The 23801-nt window shown below is 70.7% G+C and carries 20 protein-coding genes and 1 tRNA gene; 2 read left to right on the top strand and 19 right to left on the bottom strand.

The window, feature by feature from the left end:
* Positions 1-11 precede the first annotated feature (11 nt).
* The 19 genes from ABT170_RS03080 to ABT170_RS02990 form a co-directional block, all read right to left on the bottom strand.
* Positions 12-257, bottom strand: a complete 246-nt coding sequence (locus tag ABT170_RS03080) for an ATP synthase subunit C-like protein (RefSeq protein WP_266923876.1) — start codon at positions 255-257, stop codon at positions 12-14.
* 72 nt (positions 258-329) lie between these two features.
* Positions 330-1145: a F0F1 ATP synthase subunit A gene (atpB, locus tag ABT170_RS03075; RefSeq protein WP_329946013.1), complete on the bottom strand. Its 816-nt coding sequence runs from the start codon at positions 1143-1145 to the stop codon at positions 330-332.
* A 224-nt stretch (positions 1146-1369) separates the two neighbouring features.
* Positions 1370-1807 carry a Cg1360 family ATP-synthase-associated protein gene (locus ABT170_RS03070; protein ID WP_266923872.1) on the bottom strand — a complete coding sequence of 146 codons (438 nt, stop codon included), beginning with the start codon at positions 1805-1807 and terminating at the stop codon, positions 1370-1372.
* A gap of 265 nt (positions 1808-2072) precedes the next feature.
* The gene (locus tag ABT170_RS03065; RefSeq protein WP_329946014.1) at positions 2073-3470 is read right to left on the bottom strand and encodes an MraY family glycosyltransferase; all 1398 of its coding nucleotides are present in this window, start codon (positions 3468-3470) and stop codon (positions 2073-2075) included.
* An 84-nt stretch (positions 3471-3554) separates the two neighbouring features.
* Positions 3555-4835 (bottom strand): serine hydroxymethyltransferase, encoded by a 1281-nt coding sequence (gene glyA, locus ABT170_RS03060; RefSeq protein ID WP_351863665.1) that lies wholly within the window; start codon positions 4833-4835, stop codon positions 3555-3557.
* 127 nt (positions 4836-4962) lie between these two features.
* A complete protein-coding gene (locus ABT170_RS03055; RefSeq protein WP_265599324.1) occupies positions 4963-5604 on the bottom strand; it encodes an arsenate reductase/protein-tyrosine-phosphatase family protein in 642 nt (213 codons plus the stop codon).
* Complete coding sequence (locus ABT170_RS03050) at positions 5601-6248, bottom strand: L-threonylcarbamoyladenylate synthase (RefSeq protein WP_266923864.1); 648 nt, start codon at positions 6246-6248, stop codon at positions 5601-5603. Before ABT170_RS03050 ends, ABT170_RS03055 begins: the two co-directional genes overlap by 4 nt.
* 130 nt (positions 6249-6378) lie before the next feature.
* Entirely contained in the window at positions 6379-7224 is an 846-nt protein-coding gene (prmC, locus tag ABT170_RS03045; protein WP_266923863.1) for a peptide chain release factor N(5)-glutamine methyltransferase, read from the bottom strand.
* A 44-nt stretch (positions 7225-7268) separates the two neighbouring features.
* Positions 7269-8345, bottom strand: coding sequence for a peptide chain release factor 1 (prfA, locus tag ABT170_RS03040; RefSeq protein WP_266923861.1), 1077 nt, complete (start codon positions 8343-8345; stop codon positions 7269-7271).
* 154 nt (positions 8346-8499) lie between these two features.
* Positions 8500-8724, bottom strand: a complete 225-nt coding sequence (gene rpmE / locus ABT170_RS03035) for a 50S ribosomal protein L31 (protein WP_019764351.1) — start codon at positions 8722-8724, stop codon at positions 8500-8502.
* Between the two features lie 201 nt (positions 8725-8925).
* A complete protein-coding gene (locus ABT170_RS03030; RefSeq protein WP_329946016.1) occupies positions 8926-10029 on the bottom strand; it encodes an LCP family protein in 1104 nt (367 codons plus the stop codon).
* A gap of 344 nt (positions 10030-10373) precedes the next feature.
* On the bottom strand, positions 10374-12149 hold the full coding sequence (locus ABT170_RS03025; RefSeq protein ID WP_329946017.1) for a trypsin-like serine protease: 1776 nt from the start codon (positions 12147-12149) through the stop codon (positions 10374-10376).
* A gap of 207 nt (positions 12150-12356) precedes the next feature.
* Positions 12357-14396: a transcription termination factor Rho gene (gene rho / locus ABT170_RS03020; protein ID WP_351863660.1), complete on the bottom strand. Its 2040-nt coding sequence runs from the start codon at positions 14394-14396 to the stop codon at positions 12357-12359.
* A gap of 387 nt (positions 14397-14783) precedes the next feature.
* Positions 14784-15701, bottom strand: coding sequence for a homoserine kinase (gene thrB, locus ABT170_RS03015; RefSeq protein ID WP_329946019.1), 918 nt, complete (start codon positions 15699-15701; stop codon positions 14784-14786).
* A 343-nt stretch (positions 15702-16044) separates the two neighbouring features.
* Complete coding sequence (gene thrC, locus ABT170_RS03010) at positions 16045-17115, bottom strand: threonine synthase (RefSeq protein WP_329946020.1); 1071 nt, start codon at positions 17113-17115, stop codon at positions 16045-16047.
* A 6-nt stretch (positions 17116-17121) separates the two neighbouring features.
* The gene (locus ABT170_RS03005; RefSeq protein ID WP_329946021.1) at positions 17122-18423 is read right to left on the bottom strand and encodes a homoserine dehydrogenase; all 1302 of its coding nucleotides are present in this window, start codon (positions 18421-18423) and stop codon (positions 17122-17124) included.
* Positions 18424-18519: 96 nt separating this feature from the next.
* Complete coding sequence (gene lysA, locus ABT170_RS03000; RefSeq protein WP_329946022.1) at positions 18520-19911, bottom strand: diaminopimelate decarboxylase; 1392 nt, start codon at positions 19909-19911, stop codon at positions 18520-18522.
* A gap of 21 nt (positions 19912-19932) precedes the next feature.
* The gene (nrtL, locus tag ABT170_RS02995; protein ID WP_351863657.1) at positions 19933-21012 is read right to left on the bottom strand and encodes an ArgS-related anticodon-binding protein NrtL; all 1080 of its coding nucleotides are present in this window, start codon (positions 21010-21012) and stop codon (positions 19933-19935) included.
* Between the two features lie 55 nt (positions 21013-21067).
* Positions 21068-21502, bottom strand: coding sequence for a response regulator (locus ABT170_RS02990; RefSeq protein ID WP_351863655.1), 435 nt, complete (start codon positions 21500-21502; stop codon positions 21068-21070).
* Positions 21503-21839: 337 nt separating this feature from the next.
* Here ABT170_RS02990 and ABT170_RS02985 point away from each other — a divergent pair.
* Both ABT170_RS02985 and ABT170_RS02980 read left to right on the top strand, forming a co-directional pair.
* Positions 21840-21911, top strand: a tRNA-Arg gene (locus ABT170_RS02985).
* 371 nt (positions 21912-22282) lie between these two features.
* A complete protein-coding gene (locus tag ABT170_RS02980; protein ID WP_502970466.1) occupies positions 22283-23788 on the top strand; it encodes a hypothetical protein in 1506 nt (501 codons plus the stop codon).
* The last annotated feature ends 13 nt before the right edge of the window (positions 23789-23801 follow it).

Raw genomic sequence — 23801 nt, 5'->3', positions numbered from 1 at the left:
GAATGCCGCGATTAGTCGACCGGGTAGACGAAGGGCATGACGAGACCGATGAGGGCCAGCGCCTCACAGAGCACGAAGCCGAGGATCTGGTTGGCACGGATCAGACCGGCGGCCTCGGGCTGGCGGGCCAGCGCCTGGGTGCCGTTTCCGAAGATGATGCCGACGCCGACGCCGGGGCCGATCGCGGCCAGGCCGTAGCCGATGGAACCGAGGTTGCCCGTGATGTTGACGGCGGCGAGGGTCTCAAGAGCGGACATGCCGTTTCTTCCTTCTCTTTCAGGACCGGTGGGGGTTGGCCACCGGACGACTATCGGGGTGTGGCCGGCGGATCAGTGGTGCTCGGCGAGAGCGCCCTGAATGTAGTTGCAGGCCAGGAGGACAAAGACGTAGGCCTGCAGCGCCTGGATGAACAGCTCGAAGGCGGTCATCAGCAGGACCATCACGAACGAGACACCGGCGTAGGCGATGCCGATGCCGTTCAGCAGGTACCAGCTGGCGATGGTGAAGATCAGCAGCAGCACGTGACCGGCGAACATGTTCGCGAAGAGTCGCACGGCGTGCGTGAACGGCCGGATCAGCAGGTTCGAGAAGAGCTCGATGACCATGACGAACGGAAGGGCCGGGCCGAGCGACTTGTCGTAGCCCGCGATGTTCTTCCAGCCGCCGACGAATCCGTGGCGCTTGAACGTCAGGCTGACCCACAGGACGTACACGATCGCGGCCAGGGCCACAGGGAAGCCGATGACCGAGGGCACCGGGAACTGGGCGAGCGGAATGATCGCCCAGAGATTCATGATCCAGATGAAGAAGAACATCGAGACCATGAGGGGCACGTACTTCTTGCCCTCGCGCTTGCCGAGCGTCTCGTAGACCACACCGGTGCGGATGAAGTCGTAACCCGCCTCCGCCACCATCTGCAGCTTCCCGGGCACGAGCTTCGGCTTGTTGAAGGCCGCCCAGAAGAAGCCGACGACGACAACGGTGCTCAGGACCGCCAGCAGCATCGGCTTGTTGATCTCGATGCCGCCGACGGTGAACATCGGCTCGAATACAAAGGAGTGCAGGCCAGGAGCCGGGAAGCCACACCCGTCGAAAATGTGGCAGTCGGTCTCGAAGGCGAGCACCGTCGTCGGGTCAGCACTCACCGCGGGCTCCTTCAGCGTGGCGCATAGGTACGGCAACCTCGTTGTGTCGGCGCGGCAGGAAGCCGCTGGTCGGCACTGGACTTGGTGTTACGGATGGGGGGGCGGCTCAGGCACAGAGCTTCGCGATGAAGCAGGCGTCAGCTTGGATGCCCGCGCCCGCAGTGCCGCAGTTGGCACCGGACGATAGCAGGATCGCGAACGCGCACTTATCCCGGCCCTACCCCTCACGTCGATGACCCCTTGTTCTCGGGCTTCTTGCCCGCGGACGAGTCCGGCTCGACGTAAAGGATCTTGGTCTTCATGTGTACACGGATCTGGGCCGCGACCCATACAACGGTCGCGACGACCAGCGAGATGGCGAAAGCCCTCGGGTTGAACAGCGTCGTGTTCTTGAACACGGCGATAAAGATGAAGAGCAGCAGCAGCTGTGCCGTATAGAGCATCAGCCCCATCGGCTGGAACAGGTGCGGCATGGACCTCGCCGTCCGTTGCAGGACGGAGAGGCCGATCCCCATGAAGAGGATCACCAACAGCGTCCCGACAGCGGCCCCGATCGCTCCCTTGCCGCCCGCGACCACGGCGCTGACGGCAACGGCGACAACACCGGCGGCAGCGGTGGGCACGGCGGTGTGGAGGAGAGTCCGGGCGTCGTTGGACGGCATGGCGGTAACTCCGCTTGCAGGGGGTGGGCAATGGTGTCGTCAGGGACGAGCGTAGGCCCGGTCCGAGAGTGGTCGCCTCGGGCCAATGGACCGTCTCGCTAGGGTCCTTCGGCTCTGTCACCGGGTCTCGTGAACGGTATCACAAACTATTTGATGAGGTCTTTACCTGGAAAGTGTGCCAACTGTCACACGTGAGAGTTAATCCGCACACCTGCGCAAGACAAGCCAGTGCATTGTCTGGTAATGCACCGAGAAGACCGAAACGTCAATGCGGTGAATCGGCCTTGCGGCGATCGGAGAAGCGCGAACGGTGGCCGATCGCGGTCGCTCCGTTGACGCCGGAGACACCCACGGCCACAGGAGTGCGTTCCGTGCTCTCCTGTGCCATCTGCGCGTCTCCCGGCCCCTGTTCCGCCGTCCCCTGCCCCAACTCCGCCCGCTCCCCGTACGCGAGCGGGGACGGGGCCGCGCCGTCGTGTCCACGGGGGCGCCGGTAGCGCGGCGGTACGAAGCGTTCCGCCCAGTGCGGGGCACGCGGCTTGAAGCGCGGCATCAGCAGCAGCACCAGACCCACGGCGCTCAGCGCCACGATCGCGAGCACGATCCACATCGACGCCGAGTGCACCGAGTAGCCGACGGCGCCGAAGGCGATCAGCGCGGACCAGAAGTACATGATCAGCACGGCCCGGCTCTGCGAGTGGCCGATCTCCAGCAGCCGGTGGTGCAGGTGCCCGCGGTCCGCCGCGAACGGCGACTGGCCGTTCCAGGTGCGCCGCACGATCGCCAGCACCAGGTCCGCGGCGGGGATCGCGATGATCGTCAGCGGCAGCAGCAGCGGGATGAAGACCGGCAGCATCGCGTGGGTGGCCTGCCGCTCGCTGCCCTCGAAGAGCTTCATCGCGTCGGGGTCGACCTGCCCGGTGACGGAGATCGCGCCGGCCGCCAGCACCAGGCCGATCAGCATCGACCCGGAGTCCCCCATGAAGATCCGGGCGGGGTGCATGTTGTGCGGCAGGAAGCCGAGGCACATGCCCATCAGGATCGCCGTGAAGAGCGTGGCCGGGGCGGCGGCCTCGATTCCGTACCCGTACCAGAGCCGGTAGGTGTACAGGAAGAGCGCCGCGGAGGCGATGAACACCATGCCGGCCGCCAGGCCGTCCAGGCCGTCGACGAAGTTCACCGCGTTGATCGTGATGACGACCAGCGCGACCGTGAGCAGCGTGCCCTGCCACTGGGTGAGCGGGACGGTGCCCACGCCCGGGATCGGCAGCCACAGGATCGTCAGACCCTGGATGACCATGACCGCCGCGGCGATCATCTGCCCGCCGAGCTTGATCAGGGCGTCGATCTCGAACTTGTCGTCCAGGACGCCGATCAGCCAGATCAGCGCGGCCCCGGAGAGCAACGCCCGCGGTTCGTTGGAGAGTTCGAAGACACCGTTCAGGTTGAACAGATGGTCCGCGACGATCAGCCCCGCACACAGTCCGCCGAACATGGCGATGCCACCGAGCCGCGGTGTCGGTTCTCGGTGTACGTCACGCGCACGGATCGCGGGCATCGCCCCGATCGCGATGGCGAACTTTCGCACCGGCCCGGTCAGCAGATAAGTCACTGCGGCCGTGACACAGAGCGTCAGCAGGTAATCACGCACGGGCTGCCCCACAGAAATCGCCGGCCATCTCAGCCCCACACCCTAGCCCCATGAACAGGGACTCCCTGGCACGGGTGATGGTTCCACAGGCTCCGCCTACCCCGGATAGGGCGGATTTCCCGCCGCCAGCTCCCGCACTTCCGCCAGCAGACGGCCGGCGTCGCCCGTCTGCCGTACCGCCGCCCCGAACAGTGCGGCGATCCGCGCCATGTCCGCCTCGTCCATGCCCTGGGTGGTGACGGCCGCGGTCCCGAGCCGGATGCCGCGGGCGTCTCCGTAGGGCAGCGCGCAGGTGTCGAGCACCATGCCCGCCGCCGCCAGCCGTTCGCGCGCGGTGCGGCCGTCCACACCCAGCGGAGCGGGGTCCGCGACGACGAGGTGGGTGTCCGTGCCGCCCGTGGTGACCTCGAAGCCCTCGGCCTCCAGACCGGCCGCCAGCACCCGCGCGTGGGCGACCACCCGATGGGCGTACAGCGTGTACGCGGGCGTCGAGGCCTCCCCGAACGCGACGGCCTTCGCCGCGACCGTGTGCATCTGGGCGCCGCCCTGGGTGAACGGGAACACCGCCCGGTCGATCCGTTCCCCCAGCTCCGCGCCGCACAGGATCATGCCGCCGCGCGGTCCGCGCAGCACCTTGTGCGTGGTCGCGCAGACCACGTCCGCGTACGGGACGGGACTGGGGGCCGCTCCCCCGGCGATCAGCCCCATCGGGTGCGCGGCGTCGGCGATCAGGTACGCGCCGACCTCGTCGGCGATCTCCCGGAACAGCGCGTAGTCGGGGTGGCGCGGATAGGAGATCGAGCCGCAGACGATCGCCTTGGGCCGGCGGGCGCGGGCCAGGGAGCGGACCTGCGCGTAGTCGATGAGTCCGCTGTCGGGGTCCACCCCGTACCCGGCGAACTCGAACCAGCGGCCGGAGAAGTTCCCGGGCGCACCGTGGGTGAGGTGTCCCCCGTACGGGAGTCCCATCGCGAGCACCGTGTCGCCGGGGCGCAGCAGTGCCGCGTAGGCGGCGAGGACGGCGGAGGAGCCGGAGTGCGGCTGGACATTGGCGTGCTCGGCGCCGAAGAGGGCGCGGGCCCGCCGGATCGCGATGCGTTCGGCGGCGTCGGCGTGCTCGCAGCCGCCGTGGTGGCGGGCTCCGGGATAGCCCTCGGCGTACTTGTTGGCGAGCGGGGAGCCGAGAGCGGCCAGCACCGCGGGCGAGGTGAAGTTCTCGGCGGCGATCAGCTGGAGGGTGCCCGTCTGCCGCTGTAGCTCCGCGAGGAGGACGTCGGCGATCTCCGGGTCCTCCCGGCGCAGGGCGTCGAAGTCCTGCGGCAGGGCGGCGTGGGAGGGGGACACGGCTGCGGGTGCGGCGGGAGAGGTGACCGGCATCTGACGGCTCCGGGCCTGGGGAGGGGTGCGCTGGTGTCAGATCCAATGTAGGCCGCGGCCGGGCGCCGTGCCCGCTGTCGGGCGCGGCTCCGTAGGCCGGTCGGCGCACCGGCCGGCGTACGGACCGTCAGTGGGGGGCGCTGACGCCCGTCAGCGCGGTGACGACGGGGTCGAGGGCCTGGTTGATCTCGTCCCCGATGGAGCGGAAGAAGGTGATCGGGGCGCCGTAGGGGTCGTAGACCTCGTCCGCCTCGGCGGTGGGGGCCAGCAGCCAGCCGCGCAGGGCGGCGGCGGCGCGCACCAGCGCGCGGGCGCGTTCGACGACGCCCTCGTCCCGTGCGTCGGGGAGAGTGGCCGGATCTATGGCCCGGACCAGCCGGGTGAATTCCTTGAGGGTGAAGGTCCGCAGGCCGGCCGAGTGGCCCATGGAGATGACCTGGGCGCGGTGGTCGCGGGTGGCGGTGAGGACCAGGTCGGCGCGGATCACGTGCTCGTCGAGCAGTTCGCGGCCGACGAAGCCGGTGGCGTCGGCGCCGAAGTCGGCGAGGACGACCTCCGCGTTGGCCTCCATGGGGGCGCCTTCGTGTCCCCAGGTGCCCGCGCTCTCCACGATCAGTCCGCCGCTGAGCGGATCGCCGAGGCGGTCCACCAGGGCATGGCGGGTCAGCCGCTCGGTGATGGGCGAGCGGCAGACGTTGCCGGTGCTGACGTGGAGGATGCGGAAGGTATCGGTCCGACCCGCTATGCCACGCCCCTCAGGGGCGGTCAATTGGCCACCTCGAGGTCGGGTACCACCTTGCGCAGTTCCTCGACGGAGAGCGCGCCGGCTCGCAGCAGCACCGGGACGCCGCCCGTGACGTCGACGATCGAGGACGGCACGATGCCGGGCGTCGGGCCGCCGTCGAGGTAGACGGAGACGGAGTCGCCGAGCATCTCCTGGGCGGCGTCGCAGTCCTCGGGCGAGGGGTGTCCGGTGAGGTTGGCGCTGGAGACGGCCATCGGGCCGACCTCGGTGAGCAGCTCGATGGCGACCGGGTGCAGCGGCATCCGGATGGCGACGGTGCCGCGGGTGTCCCCGAGGTCCCACTGGAGCGAGGGCTGGTGCTTGGCGACGAGGGTGAGGGCGCCGGGCCAGAAGGCGTCGACGAGCTCCCAGGCCTGCTCGGAGAAGTCCGTGACCAGGCCGTGCAGGGTGTTCGGGGAGCCGATCAGGACCGGGGTCGGCATATTGCGGCCGCGCCCTTTGGCGTCCAGCAGATCGGCGACGCCCTCGGAGCTGAAGGCGTCCGCGCCGATCCCGTACACGGTGTCGGTGGGCAGCACGACCAGTTCGCCGCGGCGGACGGCGGACGCGGCTTCACGCAGGCCGGTCGTACGGTCGGTCGCGTCGTTGCAGTCGTATCGCCGTGCCATCAGCCGGCCTCCTCAAGCATGTACGGGTATGGCGTGTACGGGTGTGGCGTGTACGGGTCCGACGGGTGCCGGTGCGGCAGCCGCCCGCCCTTGGTGGGGAAGTACGGCGCGCGCCGGTGCGGGCCGCCGGTCACGGCATGGCCTTGCGGGCGGTGGCGAACCGGGGGCGCTTGTTCAGGTCGGGGTGATCGGCGGCGTCCGCCCAGCCCCGTTCCTCGGTGAAGATCCACGGCACCTGGCCGCCCTGGGTGTCGGCGTGCTCGATGACGACGAGGCCGCCGGGGCGCAGCAGGCGGTGCGCGGTGCGTTCGATGCCGCGGATGGTGTCGAGTCCGTCCTCGCCGGAGAACAGGGCCATCTCCGGGTCGTGGTCGCGGGCCTCGGGGGCCACGTACTCCCACTCGGTGAGCGGGATGTACGGCGGGTTGGAGATGACCAGGTCCACCTGGCCGTCGAGCTCGGGGAGGGCGCTCAGGGCGTCTCCGCGGTGGACGGTGACCCTGGACCCCTCGGCGTTCTTCCTGGTCCATCTGAGGGCGTCCTCGGACAGCTCCACGGCGTGCACGCGCGAGCGCGGGACCTCCTGCGCCATGGCGAGGGCGATGGCGCCCGATCCCGTGCAGAGGTCGACGATGAGCGGCTCGACGACGTCCATCGCGCGGACGGCGTCTATGGCCCAGCCGACGACCGACTCGGTCTCGGGGCGGGGCACGAAGACGCCGGGTCCCACCTGGAGCTCCAGGTAGCGGAAGAAGGCGCGGCCGGTGATGTGCTGGAGCGGTTCGCGGGCCTCGCGGCGGGCGATGGTCTCCCAGTAGCGGGCGTCGAAGTCCGAGTCCGGCACCCGGTGCAGCTCGCCCCGCTTGACGCCGTGCACGAACGCGGCGAGTTCCTCGGCGTCGAATCGCGGTGAAGGGACACCGGCGTCGGCCAGCCGCTGGGTGGCCTGGGCCACCTCGGCGAGCAGCAGGTTCATCGCGGTTCTCCGTACGGGGTTACGGGCGGCGGGGCGGGCTGTGCTTAGGCGTTGGCGAGCTTGGCGGCGGAGTCCGCGTCCACGCACGCCTGGATCACGGCGTCGAGGTCGCCGTCGAGCACCTGGTCCAAGTTGTACGCCTTGAAGCCGACGCGGTGGTCCGAGATCCGGTTTTCCGGGAAGTTGTACGTGCGGATCTTCTCGGAGCGGTCGACGGTACGGACCTGGCTGCGGCGTACGTCGGAGGCTTCCTGCTCGGCCGCTTCCTGGGCGGCGGCCAGCAGCCGGGAGCGCAGGATGCGCATGGCCTGCTCCTTGTTCTGGAGCTGGCTCTTCTCGTTCTGGCAGGAGGCCACGACACCGGTCGGCAGGTGGGTGATGCGCACCGCGGAGTCGGTGGTGTTGACGGACTGGCCGCCGGGGCCCGAGGAGCGGTAGACGTCGATCCGGAGGTCGTTGGCGTGGATCTCCACGTCGACCTCCTCCGCCTCGGGGGTGACGAGCACGCCCGCCGCGGAGGTGTGGATACGGCCCTGGGACTCGGTGGAGGGCACCCGCTGCACACGGTGCACGCCGCCCTCGTACTTCATCCGGGCCCAGACGCCCTGGCCGGGTTCGGTGGCTCCGTTGCCGCCCTTGGTCTTCACCGCGACCTGGACGTCCTTGTAGCCGCCGAGCTCGGACTCGGTGGAGTCGATGATCTCGGTCTTCCAGCCGACGCGCTCCGCGTACCGCAGGTACATGCGCAGCAGGTCGCCGGCGAACAGGGCCGACTCGTCGCCGCCCGCGCCCGCCTTGATCTCCAGGAGTACGTCCTTGTCGTCGCTCGGGTCGCGCGGGACGAGGAGGAGGCGGAGCTTCTCGGTGAGCTCCTCGCGCTGCTTCTCCAGGTCCTTGACCTCGGCGGCGAAGTCGGGGTCGTCCGCGGCGAACTCGCGGGCGGTCTCGATGTCCTCGCCGGTCCGCTTCCAGGTCCGGTACGTGGAGACGATCGGGGTCAGCTCCGCGTAGCGCTTGTTCAGCTTGCGCGCGTTGGCCTGGTCGGCGTGGACCGACGGGTCGGCGAGCTTCTTCTCAAGACCGGTGTGTTCACCGATCAGTTCCTCGACCGCCTCGAACATTCGGGGGCTCCTGGTTGATGACGTCTGCGGGCCTGCTGGAGGGCGTACTGCCGGGTGGGGCGTCCGGGGGGGGCGCCCCCGGACGCCCGGCCGGAAAAAACGCCGGTTCCGACGCCCCCGGGAAGAGGGCGCCGAGAACCGGCGCAGTGGCTCGCTACTTGCTGGCGGAGCCGGCAGCCTTGCCGAAGCGGGCCTCGAAGCGGGCCACACGGCCACCGGTGTCGAGGATCTTCTGCTTGCCCGTGTAGAACGGGTGGCACTCGGAGCAGACGTCGGCACGGATGGTGCCGCCGTCGATGGTGCTCCGGGTGGTGAACGACGCACCGCAGGTGCAGCTGACCTGCGTCTCGACGTACTCGGGGTGAATGTCGCGCTTCAAGGTGACTCCTAGTTTCGGGAGGGCGCCGGGTCGTCCGCGCGGATTGCGCGTCCGTGAACCGGGGCCGACGTACCAGTCTGCCAGGACCGGCCGTATCTCCCAAAACCGGGGTCGGTGCGCACGTATTCCCGACCGGGCCACGACACCCGGTGACCGGACGGTCGCCGGGTGTCATAACCGCAGGCGGCGGGGGCGGCTGAGCTACTCGACGACCTGCCCGGCCTCGCCCTTGTCGCCCGCCGACCGCTCGGTGGCGGACGCCGGGATCGGCAGGTCGCTCTTGAGTGCCGTCCACACCTGCTGGGCTTCCTTCTCCAGCGGTATGACGCGGTTCGGGTCGGCGGGGTCGTACTGGACGGGCAGGGTGACCATGTGGACGTTCTTGGAGCTCAGGCCCTTCAGTCCGTTCGCGAAGCCCGTGAGCTCGCTCACCGAGGCCAGGTCGGAGTCGGTCGTGATGGCCTTGGTGGCGGTACTGGCGATGTCGTACAGCTTCTTCGGGCTGGTGAAGACCCCGACGCTCTTGGCCTGTTCCATCAGCGCCTTCATGAACGCCTGCTGGAGCTGGATGCGTCCGAGGTCGCTGCCGTCGCCGACGCTCTTGCGGGTACGCACCAGCCCGAGCGACTGCTCGCCGTTCAGCGTGTGGGTGCCGGGCTCCAGATTCAGATGGCTCTTGGGGTCGTTGATCGCCTGGTTGGTGGTGATCTCGACGCCGCCGAGCTCGTCGATGAGCTTCTTGAAGCCGGTGAAGTCGACCTCGACGTAGTGGTCCATGCGGATCCCGGACATCGCCTCGACGGTCTTCACCGCGCAGGCCGGCCCGCCGACCTCGTACGCCGTGTTGAACATCGCGCGCTGCTCGGCGGCGACCGGGTCACCGGTCTCGTCGCTCGTGCAGCCGGGGCGGTCGATGAGGGTGTCGCGGGGTATGGAGACGACGCTGGCGGCCTTGTGCCCCTCGTTGACGTGCACGATCATCGCCGTGTCCGAACGGGCCGCGCCGTCGTCGGCGCCGTACTTCGCGTTGTCGCCGGAGCGGGAGTCCGAGCCGAGCACCAGGATGTCCTGGGAGCCGTCGTCCACGTCGTCGGGGCGGTCCGCACCGAGCGCGGCGTTGATGTCGACGCCCTTGAGGTTGCCGTTCAGCGTGAAGTAGGCGTATCCGAGCCCCGATCCGCCGGCGACGACGACCGCGGCCACCGTCCAGCCCGCGACGACCTTCGCCCGGTGACGGCGCGAGGGCTTCTTCCGGCGGCTTCCGGTGCCGCGTATTCGGCCCGTCCCCCTGCTGTGCTCGCTCATGGTCTCCCTCGCTCCTGGCGCCTCGCCGCTCCCTGCTCCCCCGGCCCCGGTGGTTCCGGCACGGTTTGTCATCTCTTGATCAGACGTCGAAGCATCAAGAAGGGTTGCACAGCGACCTGTGGCCCCCGTCGGGGACGGGGGCCACAGGTCGTGCGGGTGAACTGGCCGTGATCCGGCGCTCACCTGGGGTTTCTTTCCCTGTACAGCCATTCTCCGCGCGGGAGTCCGGCGGCCGGGGTGTGGCCAAGGTCTCGGCCCGGAGCGGTCCGGGCCGGGATCCGGGACAGGTCCGGGCCGTGCCGGGCCAGGTCGGGTCGGGTCGGGTCGGGTCGGGTCGGGTCGGGTCAGCCGAAGAGGTCGAACCCGTTCCAGCCCTTGCCCGCCTTGAGCCGCGCGCTGAACGGTGCCGTCGCCGAGCCGCGGCTCGGGTAGATCCACAGGTCGCCCGCCTTGTCGCGGACCACGAGGTCGGCGATGCCGTCACCGGTGTTGTCGCCGGTGGTGACGTACGCCGTGAAGTTCCAGCCCTTGCCGACCTGGACCCTGGGCGCGTACGGGGAGGAGGGGGTGTCCCGGCCCGCGTAGAGCCACAGGCGGCCCTCGCTGTCACGGGTCAGCAGATCCGGCTTCCCGTCACCGCTGTAGTCCCCCTTGCCGAAGACCTGCACGGTGCCCCAGCCTCCGCCGCCGCCGACGCGCGCCCCGAAGGAGCCGTCACCGCGGCCCGGGTACGTCCAGATCTTGCCGTCCTTGTCGATGCCGACCAGGTCCGGGACACCGTCCCGGGTGACATCACCGGGGAAGAGGATGTTCTTCCACGTCGACCAGCCCTTGCCGATCTTCGTCTCGACCCACTGGGTCTCGCCGTCGAAACGGAGCCAGTACAGGTCGCCGTTGCCGACGCGGTAGACGAAGTCCTGGTAGTCGTCGCGGTTCCAGTCGACCTGACGCACGAGGTCGGCCCCGCCCCAGTCGCCGCCGGAGACGGGCCGGGTGAACGAGGTGCCGGTGGAGACGTATTCGAACGCCTCGCCCGTGGCCTTGCGGGCGAACAGGTCCGCCGTGAAGTCGCCGTTGATGTTGGTGTCGTCGATCCGCGGGGCGATCTTCCCGTAGAGCGTGCTCGTCTTCGCGTAGACGCTGTACGAGCCCTTCTCCACGCAGTCCTTCATCCCCCAGGAAACGACGCCCGCGATACGGCCGTTGACGACCATCGGGCCACCGGAGTCGCCGTTGCACGGGGACACCGTGCCGTTGTCCTCACCGGACGCCGGTATCCCCGCGCAGGTCATCCGGCCGGCCACGAAGTCGGCCGGGTAGAAGGCCGCGCAGGTGGAGTCCGCGTGGATCGGCACGGTGGCCTTGCGCAGGGTCTGCGATATCGACTCGTCGGTGGAGCTGGTGCGGCCCCATCCGTAGACCGTGGCGCGGGTGCCGTCCTTGTAGAGGGCGGTGTCCGTGCCCGAGGCCGGCTGGAGCGTCTTGTACGGAAGCGCGGCTCCCAGCGTCAGCACGGCGACATCACTGGTCAGCGCGGCGTCGTCGAACGCGGGGTCGACCCACTGCCGCCAGACCGAGACGGCCTGCCCGCCGTGCAGATCGCCCCCGGCCGGCAGCTGCGCGGTACCGCCGACGACCGCGCCGTTCGCCGCCCAGTCCAGACCGTCGACGCAGTGCGCGGCGGTGAGGACCTTGGCCGGCGCGACGAGGGTGCCGCCGCAGAAGTAGCCCTCGTCGTCGGCGGTGTCGGAGGTTCCCTTGTCGTCGTAGTAGTGCAGCTGCACCATCCACGGCGCGTCCGTGATCGGCGCGTCCACACCACCGATGATCTTCGGGTCCACCCTGCGGCCGGGTGCGCCCGGAGCGGCCTGCCCGGCGTCGTCGGCCTCCTGACCGGGGGCGCCCGACTCGCCCTGTTCCAGCTTCGCGGCCGAGCCCCTGACGGTGTCGAGGAGCTCCTCCTGCGACAGCGCGGGACGCTTCTGCACGTTCTGGGTCCCGGGAAGCGGCGGCCGGTCCGCGGCCTGCGCGGGAGCGGCGGTCAGCGCCGCGGCCCCCAGGGCAAGCGCGGCGGCTGCCGCGGGCAGGGCGATGAATTGCCTCGGTCTGCCGGATGTCACGCAAGAATCCCTTCGGTCGACGCGGCGCAACGCGAGTGCGGCGCCGGGTAGTTGCACGCGAAGGAAGGGACGGCCCCACTGGAGGTTCGGCACAGTGGGCGCAAAGAAGATACGTTCCCCCCGCCTACGGGCCTGCTGATGCTACAACGCGGAACCGCCCTCGTCACCGGAGTAACGAGGGCGGTTCCGCGGGCTGCTGGTACGACGTCAGTCGTTGCCGTTGCCCGGTGTCGTCTTCTGGATCTGGAGCAGGAACTCCGCGTTGGACTGCGTCTTCTTCATGCGGTCCAGCAGCAGTTCGATCGCCTGCTGCTGGTCGAGCGCGTGCAGCACCCGGCGCAGCTTCCAGACGACCGCCAGCTCGTCGGTGCCGAGCAGGATCTCTTCCTTACGGGTGCTGGACGCGTCGACGTCCACCGCCGGGAAGATGCGCTTGTCCGAGAGCTTCCGGTCGAGCTTGAGCTCCATGTTGCCGGTGCCCTTGAACTCCTCGAAGATCACCTCGTCCATGCGCGAGCCGGTCTCGACGAGCGCGGTGGCCAGGATGGTCAGCGAACCGCCGTCCTCGATGTTGCGCGCCGCACCGAAGAAGCGCTTCGGCGGGTACAGCGCGGTCGAGTCGACACCACCGGACAGGATGCGGCCGGAGGCCGGCGCCGCGAGGTTGTACGCGCGGCCCAGACGGGTGATCGAGTCCAGCAGGACGACCACGTCGTGACCCAGCTCGACGAGACGCTTGGCGCGCTCGATGGCCAGCTCGGCGACCGTGGTGTGGTCCTCGGCCGGGCGGTCGAAGGTCGAGGAGATGACCTCGCCCTTCACCGACCGCTGCATGTCGGTGACCTCTTCCGGACGCTCGTCGACCAGGACGACCATCAGGTGGCACTCGGGGCTGTTGACGGTGATCGCGTTGGCGATGGCCTGGAGGATCATCGTCTTGCCGGTCTTCGGCGGGGCCACGATCAGGCCTCGCTGGCCCTTGCCGATGGGGGCGACCAGGTCGATGATCCGCGTCGTCAGCACGTTGGAGTCGGTCTCCAGACGGAGCCGGTCCTGCGGGTAGAGCGGGGTCAGCTTCTGGAACTCCGGACGGCCGCGGCCGGTTTCGGGCGCCATGCCGTTGACCGAGTCGAGGCGCACCAGCGCGTTGAACTTCTCGCGGCGCTCGCCGTCCTTGGGCTGACGCACCGCGCCGGTGACGTGGTCACCCTTGCGCAGGCCGTTCTTGCGGACCTGGGCGAGCGAGACGTACACGTCGTTCGGGCCCGGCAGGTAGCCGGAGGTCCGGATGAACGCGTAGTTGTCGAGGATGTCCAGGATGCCCGCGACGGGGATCAGGACATCGTCGTCGGCGACCTGTACATCGCTGGCGAAGTCCTCGCGCCCACGGCGGCCACGGCGGTCGCGGTAGCGGCCACGACGGCCGCGACGGCCACCCGCCTCGTCGTCGTAACCGTCGTCCTGCGGACCGCTGTCCCGGCCCTGCTGGCCCTGGCCCTGGCTCTGGCTCTGCCCCTGGCCCTGGCGCTGCGGGCGCTGCCCGCCGCCCTGCTGGCCCTGGTCGTCGCCCTTGCCGCGACGGTCGCGCTGACGCTCGCGCCGGTCACCGCGGTCGCCGCGGTCCCGGCGGTCGCCGCGGCGGCCCTCGGCGCTGTCGGCGGCGGACTCGGCCTTGGCATCGCCCTTGGCCTCGCCGCGCTCGTCGCTCTTCTGCTCGGCCTGCGGCTCCGCGCGGACCTCGGTCCTGGCCTCGGCCTTGGCCTCGGTCTTGGCCTCGGGGCTGCCCGCCTGAGCGGTGGCCCGGCGCCGGCGGCGCTCGCCGGCGGGCTGGTCGTCGCTGGCCGGCTGACCGGGGATGTCGATCTGCTGCTGGGCCTCGGACTTGTCGGCCGGTGCGGCGGCCTCGTCCCCGGTGCGCGCCTTGGAGGTGGCACGCCGCTTCGGCTTGCTCTCGGCGTCCGTACCGGCGGGGGCCGCGGCGGCCTTGGTGGAGGCCTTGGGCGCGGCAGAGCTGCCGGCCTGCGCCTCCTTGATGACCTCGATCAGCTGGCTCTTGCGCATCCGCGCAGTTCCCCTGATGCCGAGGCCGGACGCGACCTGCTGCAGCTCGGCCAGGACCATGCCCTCGAGGCCGGTGCCGGAGCGGCGGCGCCGTGCGGTGGTGCCAGTGGCAGCACCTTCGGCGGGCGCGGCGCTGTCGACGTTCTTGTCGGCAGTCACGCCCATCAGATCGGTGGTGTCGCTCACGAAGGGTCCTTCCCTGGAGCGGACGTCGGCCTTCTGGCTCGGCGACCGGTTGTGCTGTCCGACTGCGGTCTGTGATCTTGCGGATCGCGGACCTTGCCGGGGCGGTGGTCCGCCGGGTACGGCGGAGAGATGAATGTGCGGGGTCCGGCGCGAGATCCCCCTGCTCGGCCCACTCCTGGATGAGCGAGGGGTGTCGCGCCGGTTCCGGAGCGTGCACGAAACTGCTCAGGCAGGCTGCTCAGGCAGTTGGGGAGGCTCCCGGAAGAATGGTGGTCCCGGAGGGGGACACGAAGCAACGCGCCACAAAGACGTCGGTTGCAGACTTGAGGTTAACACTACCGGCTCCAACAAACATTCCCCCTCTCACTCACCGGCGATCACATGCGATTACGGGGCGAGCGGCAGAACGCTCGCGCCCGCGGCGTCGAGCGAGAGCCTGTTCGCGGCCCACCCCTCGCCCGCCAGTCGGGCGACCTTGTCGGCCGAACCCTCCTCCGCCAGCGCGAGGACCGTGGGTCCCGCGCCGGAGATGACCGCGGGGACGCCGTCCGCGCGCAGCCGGTGCACCAGCTCCAGGCTCTCCGGCATCGCGGGTCCGCGGTATTCCTGGTGGAGACGGTCCTCGGTGGCGGCGAGCAGCAGCTCGGGCCGCTGGGTGAGAGCCGCTACGAGCAGGGCCGCGCGCCCGGCGTTGGCCGCGGCGTCGACATGCGGGACGGTGCGCGGCAGCAGGCCGCGGGCGGTCTCGGTGAGCACCGGCCGGCCGGGGACGAAAACCACCGGAACGACGGAATCCGCAGGGTCCATCCTGAGCGCCCTGGCCGCTCCGCCGTCCATCCAGGCGAGGGTGAAGCCGCCGAGCAGACAGGCCGCGACATTGTCCGGGTGGCCCTCTATCTCGGTGGCCAGTTCCAGCAGGGCCGCGTCGTCGAGGCGGGCGTCGCCGCCCGTCGTCACGGCGCGGGCGGCGACGATACCGGCGCAGATGGCGGCGGAGGAGGAGCCGAGGCCCCGTCCGTGCGGGATGCGGTTGGCACAGACGATTTCGAGGCCGCGGGGCTGGCCGCCGAGCAGGTCGAAGGCGGTGCGCAGGGAGCGCACGAGCAGGTGGCTCTCGTCGCGGGGGAGCGTCTGCGCGCCCTCGCCCGCGATGTCGATGTGCAGCCCGGAGTCGGCGACCCGGACCACGACATCGTCGTACAGCCCCAGCGACAGCCCGAGGGCGTCGAAACCCGGGCCCAGATTGGCGCTGGTCGCGGGGACGCGCACCCGGACGGCGGCAGCTCGGAACGCGGGACCGGCCATCGGTTGGACGACTCCTTGTAAGACAGCGGGGATTCGGTGCGGTGTGGCTCTGCGACGGTGGGGGCGGTGGTGACTGGGAGGTCGCGGCTGCGGGGAGACGGACTCCCGGCCTTCCGGGAACCTCTGTCGCCCAACCGACGGCAACGGCGCCGGCCGCACCGCGGCACACGCGGCGGGGCGGTTGCATACAGCTTATCGAAGGAAGGTTCCGTCGCGACATAGGGCGCACAGGAGGCGCACGATGCGTGTCGCACGCCTCCTATGCGCTCTCCGCCCCGAAAAGAGGCGGTTGAGCTACATTTCTCCGCGCCCGGTCGCGAAGGGTCACGAGGGGCGCGGAGGGTTACGCCAGGCCGAGCTTCTCGGCCGCGGCGGCCGCGTCGACCGGGACGGTGACCGGCTGCGGAGCACCCGCGACGGCCCAGTCGGGGTCCTTGAGGCCGTTGCCCGTGACCGTGCAGACGATCTTCTGGCCGGGGTCGACCTTGCCCTCCTCGGCGGCCTTGAGCAGACCGGCGACGGACGCGGCCGAGGCCGGCTCGACGAAGACGCCTTCCTGCGAGGCCAACAGACGGTACGCGGACAGGATCTGCCGGTCCGTCACCTCGTCGATGAAGCCGCCCGATTCGTCGCGCGCGGCCAGGGCGTACTGCCAGGAGGCCGGGTTGCCGATCCGGATCGCGGTGGCGATCGTGGAGGGGTCCTTGACGATCTCGCCGCGCACGATCGGCGCGGAGCCGGAGGCCTGGAAGCCCCACATGCGCGGTGCGTGCGTGGAGACCCGGTCACCCGCGTACTCCGTGTACCCCTTCCAGTACGCGGTGATGTTGCCCGCGTTGCCGACCGGCAGCACATGGATGTCCGGAGCGTCGCCGAGCGCGTCGACGATCTCGAACGCGGCGGTCTTCTGGCCCTCGATACGGACCGGGTTGACCGAATTGACCAGCGCCACCGGGTAGTTGTCCGAGAGCGAGCGGGCCAGGGTCAGGCAGTCGTCGAAGTTGCCGTCGACCTGGAGGATCCTGGCGCCGTGGACGAGCGCCTGGCCCATCTTGCCGAGCGCGATCTTGCCCTGCGGCACGAGGACGGCGCAGACCATTTGCGCCCGCACCGCGTACGCGGCGGCGGAGGCCGAGGTGTTGCCGGTGGAGGCGCAGATGACGGCCCGCGCGCCCTCCTCCTTGGCCCGGGTGATGGCCATGGTCATCCCGCGGTCCTTGAACGAACCGGTGGGGTTGGCGCCCTCGACCTTGAGGTGCACCTCGCAGCCCGTGCGCTCGGAGAGGACCTGCGCCGGAACGAGCGGCGTACCGCCCTCACGAAGCGTGACGACGGGCGTCGTGCTCGTGACCGGAAGACGGTCCCGGTACTCCTCGATGATCCCGCGCCACTGGTGGGTGCCCTTGCTGGTCATGGGTCCTTACTCCCCTTCAACACGCATGATGCTGGCGACACCGCGCACGGTGTCGAGCTTGCGCAGCGCCTCGACGGTCCCGGAGAGGGCGGCGTCGGGCGCGCGGTGGGTGACGACGACGAGGGAGGCCTCGCCGCCTCCGTCCTGACGGCCCTGCTGGCGCACCGTGTCGATCGATACGCCCTGCTCGGCGAAGACCGTCGCGACCTGGGCGAGTACGCCAGGCTTGTCGGCCACGTCGAGGCTGATGTGGTAGCGCGTGACGACGTCGCCCATCGGGCTGACCGGCAGACGCGTGTAGGCGGACTCACCGGGGCCGGGGGCCTCGTTGAGCTTGTTGCGGCAGACCGCGACCAGGTCGCCCAGGACGGCGGACGCGGTGGGCGCGCCACCGGCGCCGGGGCCGTAGAACATCAGCTGCCCGGCGGCCTCCGCCTCGACGAAGACCGCGTTGTACGCCTCGCGGACGGAGGCCAGCGGGTGGCTGAGCGGGATCATCGCGGGGTGCACGCGGGCGGTGACCGACTGCCCGTCCGCCGCGCGCTCGCAGATGGCGAGCAGCTTGACCGTGCAGCCCATGCGGCGGGCGGAGGCGATGTCGGCGGCGGTGACCTCGCTGATGCCCTCGCGGTGCACATCGCCGATGCGTACGCGGGTGTGGAAGGCGATACCGGCGAGGATCGCGGCCTTCGCGGCGGCGTCGAAGCCCTCCACGTCGGCGGTCGGGTCGGCCTCGGCGTACCCGAGGGCGGTGGCCTCGTCGAGCGCCTCGGAGTAACCGGCTCCGCTCGTGTCCATCCGGTCGAGGATGAAGTTGGTGGTGCCGTTGACGATGCCGAGCACCCGGTTGACCTTGTCGCCGGCGAGGGACTCGCGCAGCGGCCGTACGAGGGGGATGGCACCGGCCACGGCCGCCTCGTAGTAGAGGTCGCGGCCGTGCTTCTCGGCGGCGGCGTGCAGCGCGGCACCGTCCTCGGCGAGCAGTGCCTTGTTGGCGGAGACGACACTCGCACCGTGCTCGAACGCGGTCGTGATGAGGGTGCGGGCCGGCTCGATGCCCCCGATGACCTCTATGACGACGTCGATGTCGCCCCGTTTCACCAGCGCGGTGGCATCCGTGGTGACCAGCGCGGGATCGATCCCCTCCCGCACCTTGGAGGGCCGGCGGACGGCGACACCGGCGAGCTCGACGGGCGCGCCGATGCGCGCGGCGAGGTCGTCGGCGTGCGTCGTCATGATGCGCGCCACCTCTGAGCCGACCACTCCACAGCCCAGCAGCGCCACCTTCAGCGGACGCGTACGCATCATCCGACCTCGTTTCTCATACATACTTAGGTGTGGACCAGTCTCACTCACCGGACGGGAGTTTCTGCCACCCGTCCGGATCCTGAGACGACTATTTCATCAGCCGACATCGAGACGCAGGAGATCTTCCTCCGTCTCGCGCCGGACGATCACTCGGGCCCCGCCGTCGCGCACGGCGACGACCGGCGGGCGCAGGGCGTGGTTGTAGTTGCTCGCCATGGAGCGGCAGTACGCGCCGGTGGCGGGCACCGCGATCAGGTCTCCGGGAGCGAGGTCGGCCGGCAGGAACGCGTCCTTGACCACGATGTCCCCGCTCTCGCAGTGCTTGCCGACGACCCGGACCAGCATCGGTTCGGCGTCCGAGGTGCGCGAGACGAGCGCGACGCTGTACTCGGCGTCGTACAGCGCGGTGCGGATGTTGTCCGACATTCCGCCGTCGACGCTCACGTAGGTACGCAGCCCTTCGAGGGGCTTGATGGTGCCGACCTCGTAGAGCGTGAACGCGGTGGGTCCGACGATGGCACGGCCCGGCTCGACCGAGATGCGCGGGGTGTTCAGGTTCGCGGCCTCGCACTCACGGGTCACGATGTCGCTGAGCGCCTTGGCGATCTCGTGGGGCTCGCGCGGGTCGTCCTCGGAGGTGTACGCGATGCCCAGCCCGCCGCCGAGGTCGATCTCGGGCAGCTCGACGCCGTGCTCGTCGCGCACCTCGGCGAGCAGCTGCACCACACGCCGGGCGGACACCTCGAAACCCGCCATGTCGAAGATCTGCGAGCCGATGTGCGAGTGGATACCGATCAGTTCGAGACCGTCCAGGGTCAGCGCCCGGCGCACCGCCTCGGCGGCCTGCCCGCCGGCCAGCGCGATGCCGAACTTCTGGTCCTCGTGCGCGGTGGCGATGAACTCGTGGGTGTGCGCCTCGACACCGACGGTGACCCGGATCTGGACGCGCTGGCGCACGCCCCGCTGCTGCGCGATGTGGGCGACCCGGACGATCTCCTGGAAGGAGTCGAGCACGATGCGGCCCACGCCCGCCTCGACGGCCCGCTCGATCTCGGCGACGGTCTTGTTGTTGCCGTGGAAGGCGATCCGCTCGGCCGGCATCCCGGCGTCGAGCGCGGTGGCCAGCTCGCCGCCGGAGCAGACGTCGAGGTTGAGCCCCTCCTCCTTGAGCCAGCGCACGACGGCCCGCGACAGGAAGGCCTTCCCGGCGTAGAAGACATCGGCACCGGGCCCGAAGGCGTCCGCCCAGGCGCGGCAGCGGGCGCGGAAGTCGCTCTCGTCGAGGAAGTACGCCGGGGTGCCGAACTCCTCGGCCAGGCGTGCCACGCCGACCCCGCCGACGGTGAGCGCACCGTCCGCGTCGCGGGAGACGGTACGGGACCAGACCTTCTCGTCCAGCACATTCAGATCGGCGGCCGGGGCTGTGTAGTGCCCCTCCGTCAGGACGTCGGCGTGACGGGGTCCGGCGGGGTGTGCGGATCGGCTCATCGTGTTGCTCTCTCGGGTCTCTCAGAGGTGTTCGGGCGCGCTGACACCGAGCAGGGACAGGCCGCCTGCCAGCACCGTCCCGGCGGCTTCGGCGAGGGCCAGCCGGGAGCGATGGGCGGCCGAGGGTTTCTCGTCGCCGGCGGGGAGCGGCGGATGGGAGTCGTGGAAGTCGAAGAAGGCGTGGGCCACGGCTTCGAGGTGCCGGGCGAGCCGGTCCGGAGCGCGGTGGCGGGCGGCGGCGAGCAGGACACCGGGGTGGTCGGCGAGAAGGCCGGACAGGGCGTGGGCGGCGGGGTGGCGGGCGTCGGTGTTCGCCTCGTACGCGCCGCCGAAGCCGAGGAGCGCCGCGCCGCGCGTGAGGGCACGGGCCCGGGAGTGGGCGTACCGCACCAGGAAGAGCGCGTTGTCCGCGCTCTGTACGAGCAGGTCGTCACCGAGCGGCGCCCGGTCGTGCCCGGCGGGCCGCAGCAGCCCCCACCGGACGGCGTCGGGCCCGAGCCGCTCCAGCAGCTCCCCCGCCTCCGCTCCGGCGGGAACCGGCCGTACGGCGGTGAGCGGGGCGGGCGGAACCCCGTGGGCGTCGACGGTGACTCCGAGCCGCGCCCAGTCGGGGTCGGGCGCCTCGTCGCAGCTGGTCCGCACCCGGGCGCCCTGCGAGCGGAGCAGCGCGCGTACCGCGTGGGCGCTGACGGCCGCCCGCACCTCACGCGGGTACCGGAGCTGGAGCACCTCCGCGCGGAGCGCGTCGCCGTAGCCGTAGCGCGGGCCCCGCTCCAGCACCTCGTGCACCAGGGCGCGGCGCGTGTCGGCGTCGGTACCGGCGTCGAGGGTGAAACTCAGGAACCCGGGCCCGGTGATGTCCACCCGCCCGATCCCGGGCTCGGCGGCGACCCGGTCCCGCAGGATCCGCGCCACCTCCAGCGCCGGCAGCGCGGCGGGCCGGGCGAGCTGGAGCGCGACGGCGCAGGCGTAGTCACCGCTGCCGCCGGGCCGGGTCCTCTCCACCCGCACGCGCGCGGGCACGGGCGCGCGCAGCGCATCCTCGTCGACCGCGCGGCGCACGGCGTGCAGCACGGTCCGGGAGAGGTCGGCGGGGGTCACGGGACAAGCGTATGGGAGACAGGGGGGCACTTCGCGACCCGGTTTCGCCATCCGGTCAGCCGGCGGCGCTCCCCGCCCGCCCCACGCCGCGCCGCCCGTCCAGCGGCGGCGGGTCCTCCCGGCTCACCAGCCGGTGCACGATCCGCACCAGCTCGCTCGGTTCGAACGGCTTCGCCAGGAAGACATCGACTCCGGCCGAGACCCCCGCGTCCACCTCGTACTGCGTGCAGGCGCTGATGATCGCGACGGGCAGATGGCTCGTCCGCGGATCGGCCCGCAGCCGCGCGGCGGTCCGCAGGCCGTCGAGCCGGGGCATCACGACATCGAGCGTGATCGCGTCCGGGCAGACCTGGTGCACCAGATCCAGACACTCGACACCATCAGCCGCGGTCACGACCTCGAAGCCCTCCAGCTCGAGATTGACCCTGATCAACTGCCGGATGACCTTGTTGTCGTCGACAACAAGCACGCGGCCGTACGCCCCTGACACGCTTTGAGGGTAGGTCGGCCGGAGGGGCTGCGTCCGGGTTTTGACCACTTCCGTCCCCGGAAGGGTGGCGAAGCGCTCCGCCGACCGGGCCCCCGGCCGTGGCCGGAACACGCGGTAGCGACCGGCGGAACACAGCGCACGCGGACCCGCGCCGGGTCGGAAACCGCACGTCGTGCACGTCTCGCGCGCCGCGCGCACAACGCGGGCGCGCCTCACGCACGCCCCGCACCCGCCCCGCACCCGCGTCGCGCCCGTTTCGCGCACCGGAAATACCTGTTCACGGACACCCCGCGGAAGCTGGTAGTGTTTCACCCGTCGCAGAGCAACACCGCGATTCGCCCCCGTAGCTCAGGGGATAGAGCATCGGCCTCCGGAGCCGGGTGCGCAGGTTCGAATCCTGCCGGGGGCACTTCGCAGGAAGTGCCGAATAGGCCCTTCAATCAGGCATCACGCCGGATTGGAGGGCCTTTCTCATGCCCGCCGCGCACGAGACCACGAAGCCGCACGCGAATCGTGCCCGGAGCGTGCGTGAAGGGTGACGGAACCGGGCAGATTCACGGGGACTTTGTGTGGCTCGACGGTGGGGGGACCGTTATGGAGTCCGGCGATCGGTTCATGGGACCCGGCAGCGGAGCGGGTGGCGGACCCGGCGGTGGTGCCGGGAGCGGGGCGGCGGGTGACGGGCCGGGGCAGGAGTCCGAGGTGCTGTCGTCCGTTCCGCCGCCGCCTCTTCGTCCGCCCACGATCGGGCCGCCGCCGCCCGGTTCGCTCGTGCGTTCCATGGCTGTCGGGCTGCTCAATCTGAGCGGGCTCGGCCTCGGATATGTCCTGATGCGCAGCTGGTTGCGGGCCGCGCTGTGCTGGGCGGCGGCCGGGGCGCTGCTGCTGGCGGCGCTGCCCGCCGATCCCGACGGGGTGCCGGACTGGGTGCTCGCCGGCTGCCTCGTGGTGCTGGCCGCCGCCGTCGCGGACGGCGCGCGGACCGCCCGGCGTTCGGCCGTGGCCGGGTCCTGGCGGCCGGTGCTGGCGGCCGGTCTGGGTGTGGTGCTGCTGGCCGTTCCGGTGGGCGGCGTCATGGTCTACGACTCCGAGCGCGACGAGGCCGTCGAGCGGATGCTGCTCGACCGGCTGGAGAGCGGGGACGAGGCGGTCCGGGTGGCGTCGGGGCTGCCGTTCGGCAGCGCGCGGGCGGACTACCGGTCGGCGCTCGCCGTCTATCGCGAGCTGGGTGAGGAGCACGGCGGCTCACGGGCCGGAAAGCTGGTCCCGGCCCGGCTGAAGGCGTACTACGAGTCCGTCTCCGCGCCGTACCGGGACGAGCGGTACTGCCCGGCCGTCGAGCCGTTGACGTATCTGCGGACGCTCCCCGGCTCCATCGACGCGAGGCTGCTCGGTGATCTGGCCCGCTGGCCCGACGAGCCGCTCGCCGAGTCGCTGTACGCGTGCGGTGTCTCCAGGCTCGGAGGCCTGGGCGGTGGCGGCACCGAACTGGGCGAGCTGCTGCGCACGTTCCCCGGATCCGCGTCGGCGAAGCAGGTGGGACCGGCGATATCCGGAAGGATCGAGGAGCAGGTTGCGGCGCTGAAGGGGGCCGAGCCGTGCGCGGCCACCGAGGTGCTGCGCAGCCTGGGCGCCGCGGCCTCCGGGCTGCCGGAGAAGAGCGTGTCGGCGCTGGGCGCCGACGCCGACCGGGGTGTCCGGGACGGGGTGTACGCCTGTGGGGTGGATGAGTTCGAGGACGCGAGGTTCACCGAGGCACGAAAGACGCTGAGCGGGTTCGCCCGTACGTACAAGGACGACAAGCGGGTGGGGCGGGCACGGAACATCGCCATCGCCGCGGAGATCGCCGACGACCGGCCCTCGGCGGGCAAGCGGCTGCCGCCGTCCCGCAAGCCGGGCGGCGCCCGGATGGAGCTCGTCATCAGCAATGACGCGCCGAACGCCGTCGAGGTGCTCTACACCGGCCCGGTGACGGGCACCGTCAAGCTCAAGGCCTGCGGAAGCTGCGAGCGCTACAGCGCCTCCGCCGGGTCGGCGCGGGCCTGCCGGGCGAGCGGGAAGAAGTACCCCAAGGCACGGCTCCAACTCCCCGCGGGCAAGTACCACTTCCTGTACAAGCACGGCTCGGGAGCGACCGCGGCCGTGGACAGCTACACCTCGGGGTCCACCGTCCAGCCCGGTTATTCGTACACGAGCTGCACGTATGTCATCGAGCGGAACCCGCTGGGGCTCGATCTTCCGACCTTGCCCGATCCGTTCAGTCCCGTGTCGGCTCCGCGCCGCTGACGGGGCGGACGCG

The sequence above is a fragment of the Streptomyces sp. NPDC001787 genome (genome assembly GCF_040297465.1).
GTDB lineage: Bacteria > Actinomycetota > Actinomycetes > Streptomycetales > Streptomycetaceae > Streptomyces.
This window is presented reverse-complemented; position numbering and strand designations above follow the sequence as displayed.

Coding starts and splice junctions, on each gene's coding strand:
- ABT170_RS03080 (WP_266923876.1), bottom strand. CDS start 257: ATGTCCGCTCTTGAGACCCTCGCCGCCGTCAACATCACGGGCAACCTC.
- ABT170_RS03070 (WP_266923872.1), bottom strand. CDS start 1,807: ATGCCGTCCAACGACGCCCGGACTCTCCTCCACACCGCCGTGCCCACC.
- glyA (WP_351863665.1), bottom strand. CDS start 4,835: ATGCCGGTCACCTCTCCCGCCGCACCCGCAGCCGTGTCCCCCTCCCAC.
- ABT170_RS03050 (WP_266923864.1), bottom strand. CDS start 6,248: ATGGCACGGCGATACGACTGCAACGACGCGACCGACCGTACGACCGGC.
- prmC (WP_266923863.1), bottom strand. CDS start 7,224: ATGAACCTGCTGCTCGCCGAGGTGGCCCAGGCCACCCAGCGGCTGGCC.
- prfA (WP_266923861.1), bottom strand. CDS start 8,345: ATGTTCGAGGCGGTCGAGGAACTGATCGGTGAACACACCGGTCTTGAG.
- ABT170_RS03030 (WP_329946016.1), bottom strand. CDS start 10,029: ATGAGCGAGCACAGCAGGGGGACGGGCCGAATACGCGGCACCGGAAGC.
- thrB (WP_329946019.1), bottom strand. CDS start 15,701: ATGGCCGGTCCCGCGTTCCGAGCTGCCGCCGTCCGGGTGCGCGTCCCC.
- thrC (WP_329946020.1), bottom strand. CDS start 17,115: ATGACCAGCAAGGGCACCCACCAGTGGCGCGGGATCATCGAGGAGTAC.
- ABT170_RS03005 (WP_329946021.1), bottom strand. CDS start 18,423: ATGATGCGTACGCGTCCGCTGAAGGTGGCGCTGCTGGGCTGTGGAGTG.
- lysA (WP_329946022.1), bottom strand. CDS start 19,911: ATGAGCCGATCCGCACACCCCGCCGGACCCCGTCACGCCGACGTCCTG.
- ABT170_RS02980 (WP_502970466.1), top strand. CDS start 22,283: ATGGCTGTCGGGCTGCTCAATCTGAGCGGGCTCGGCCTCGGATATGTC.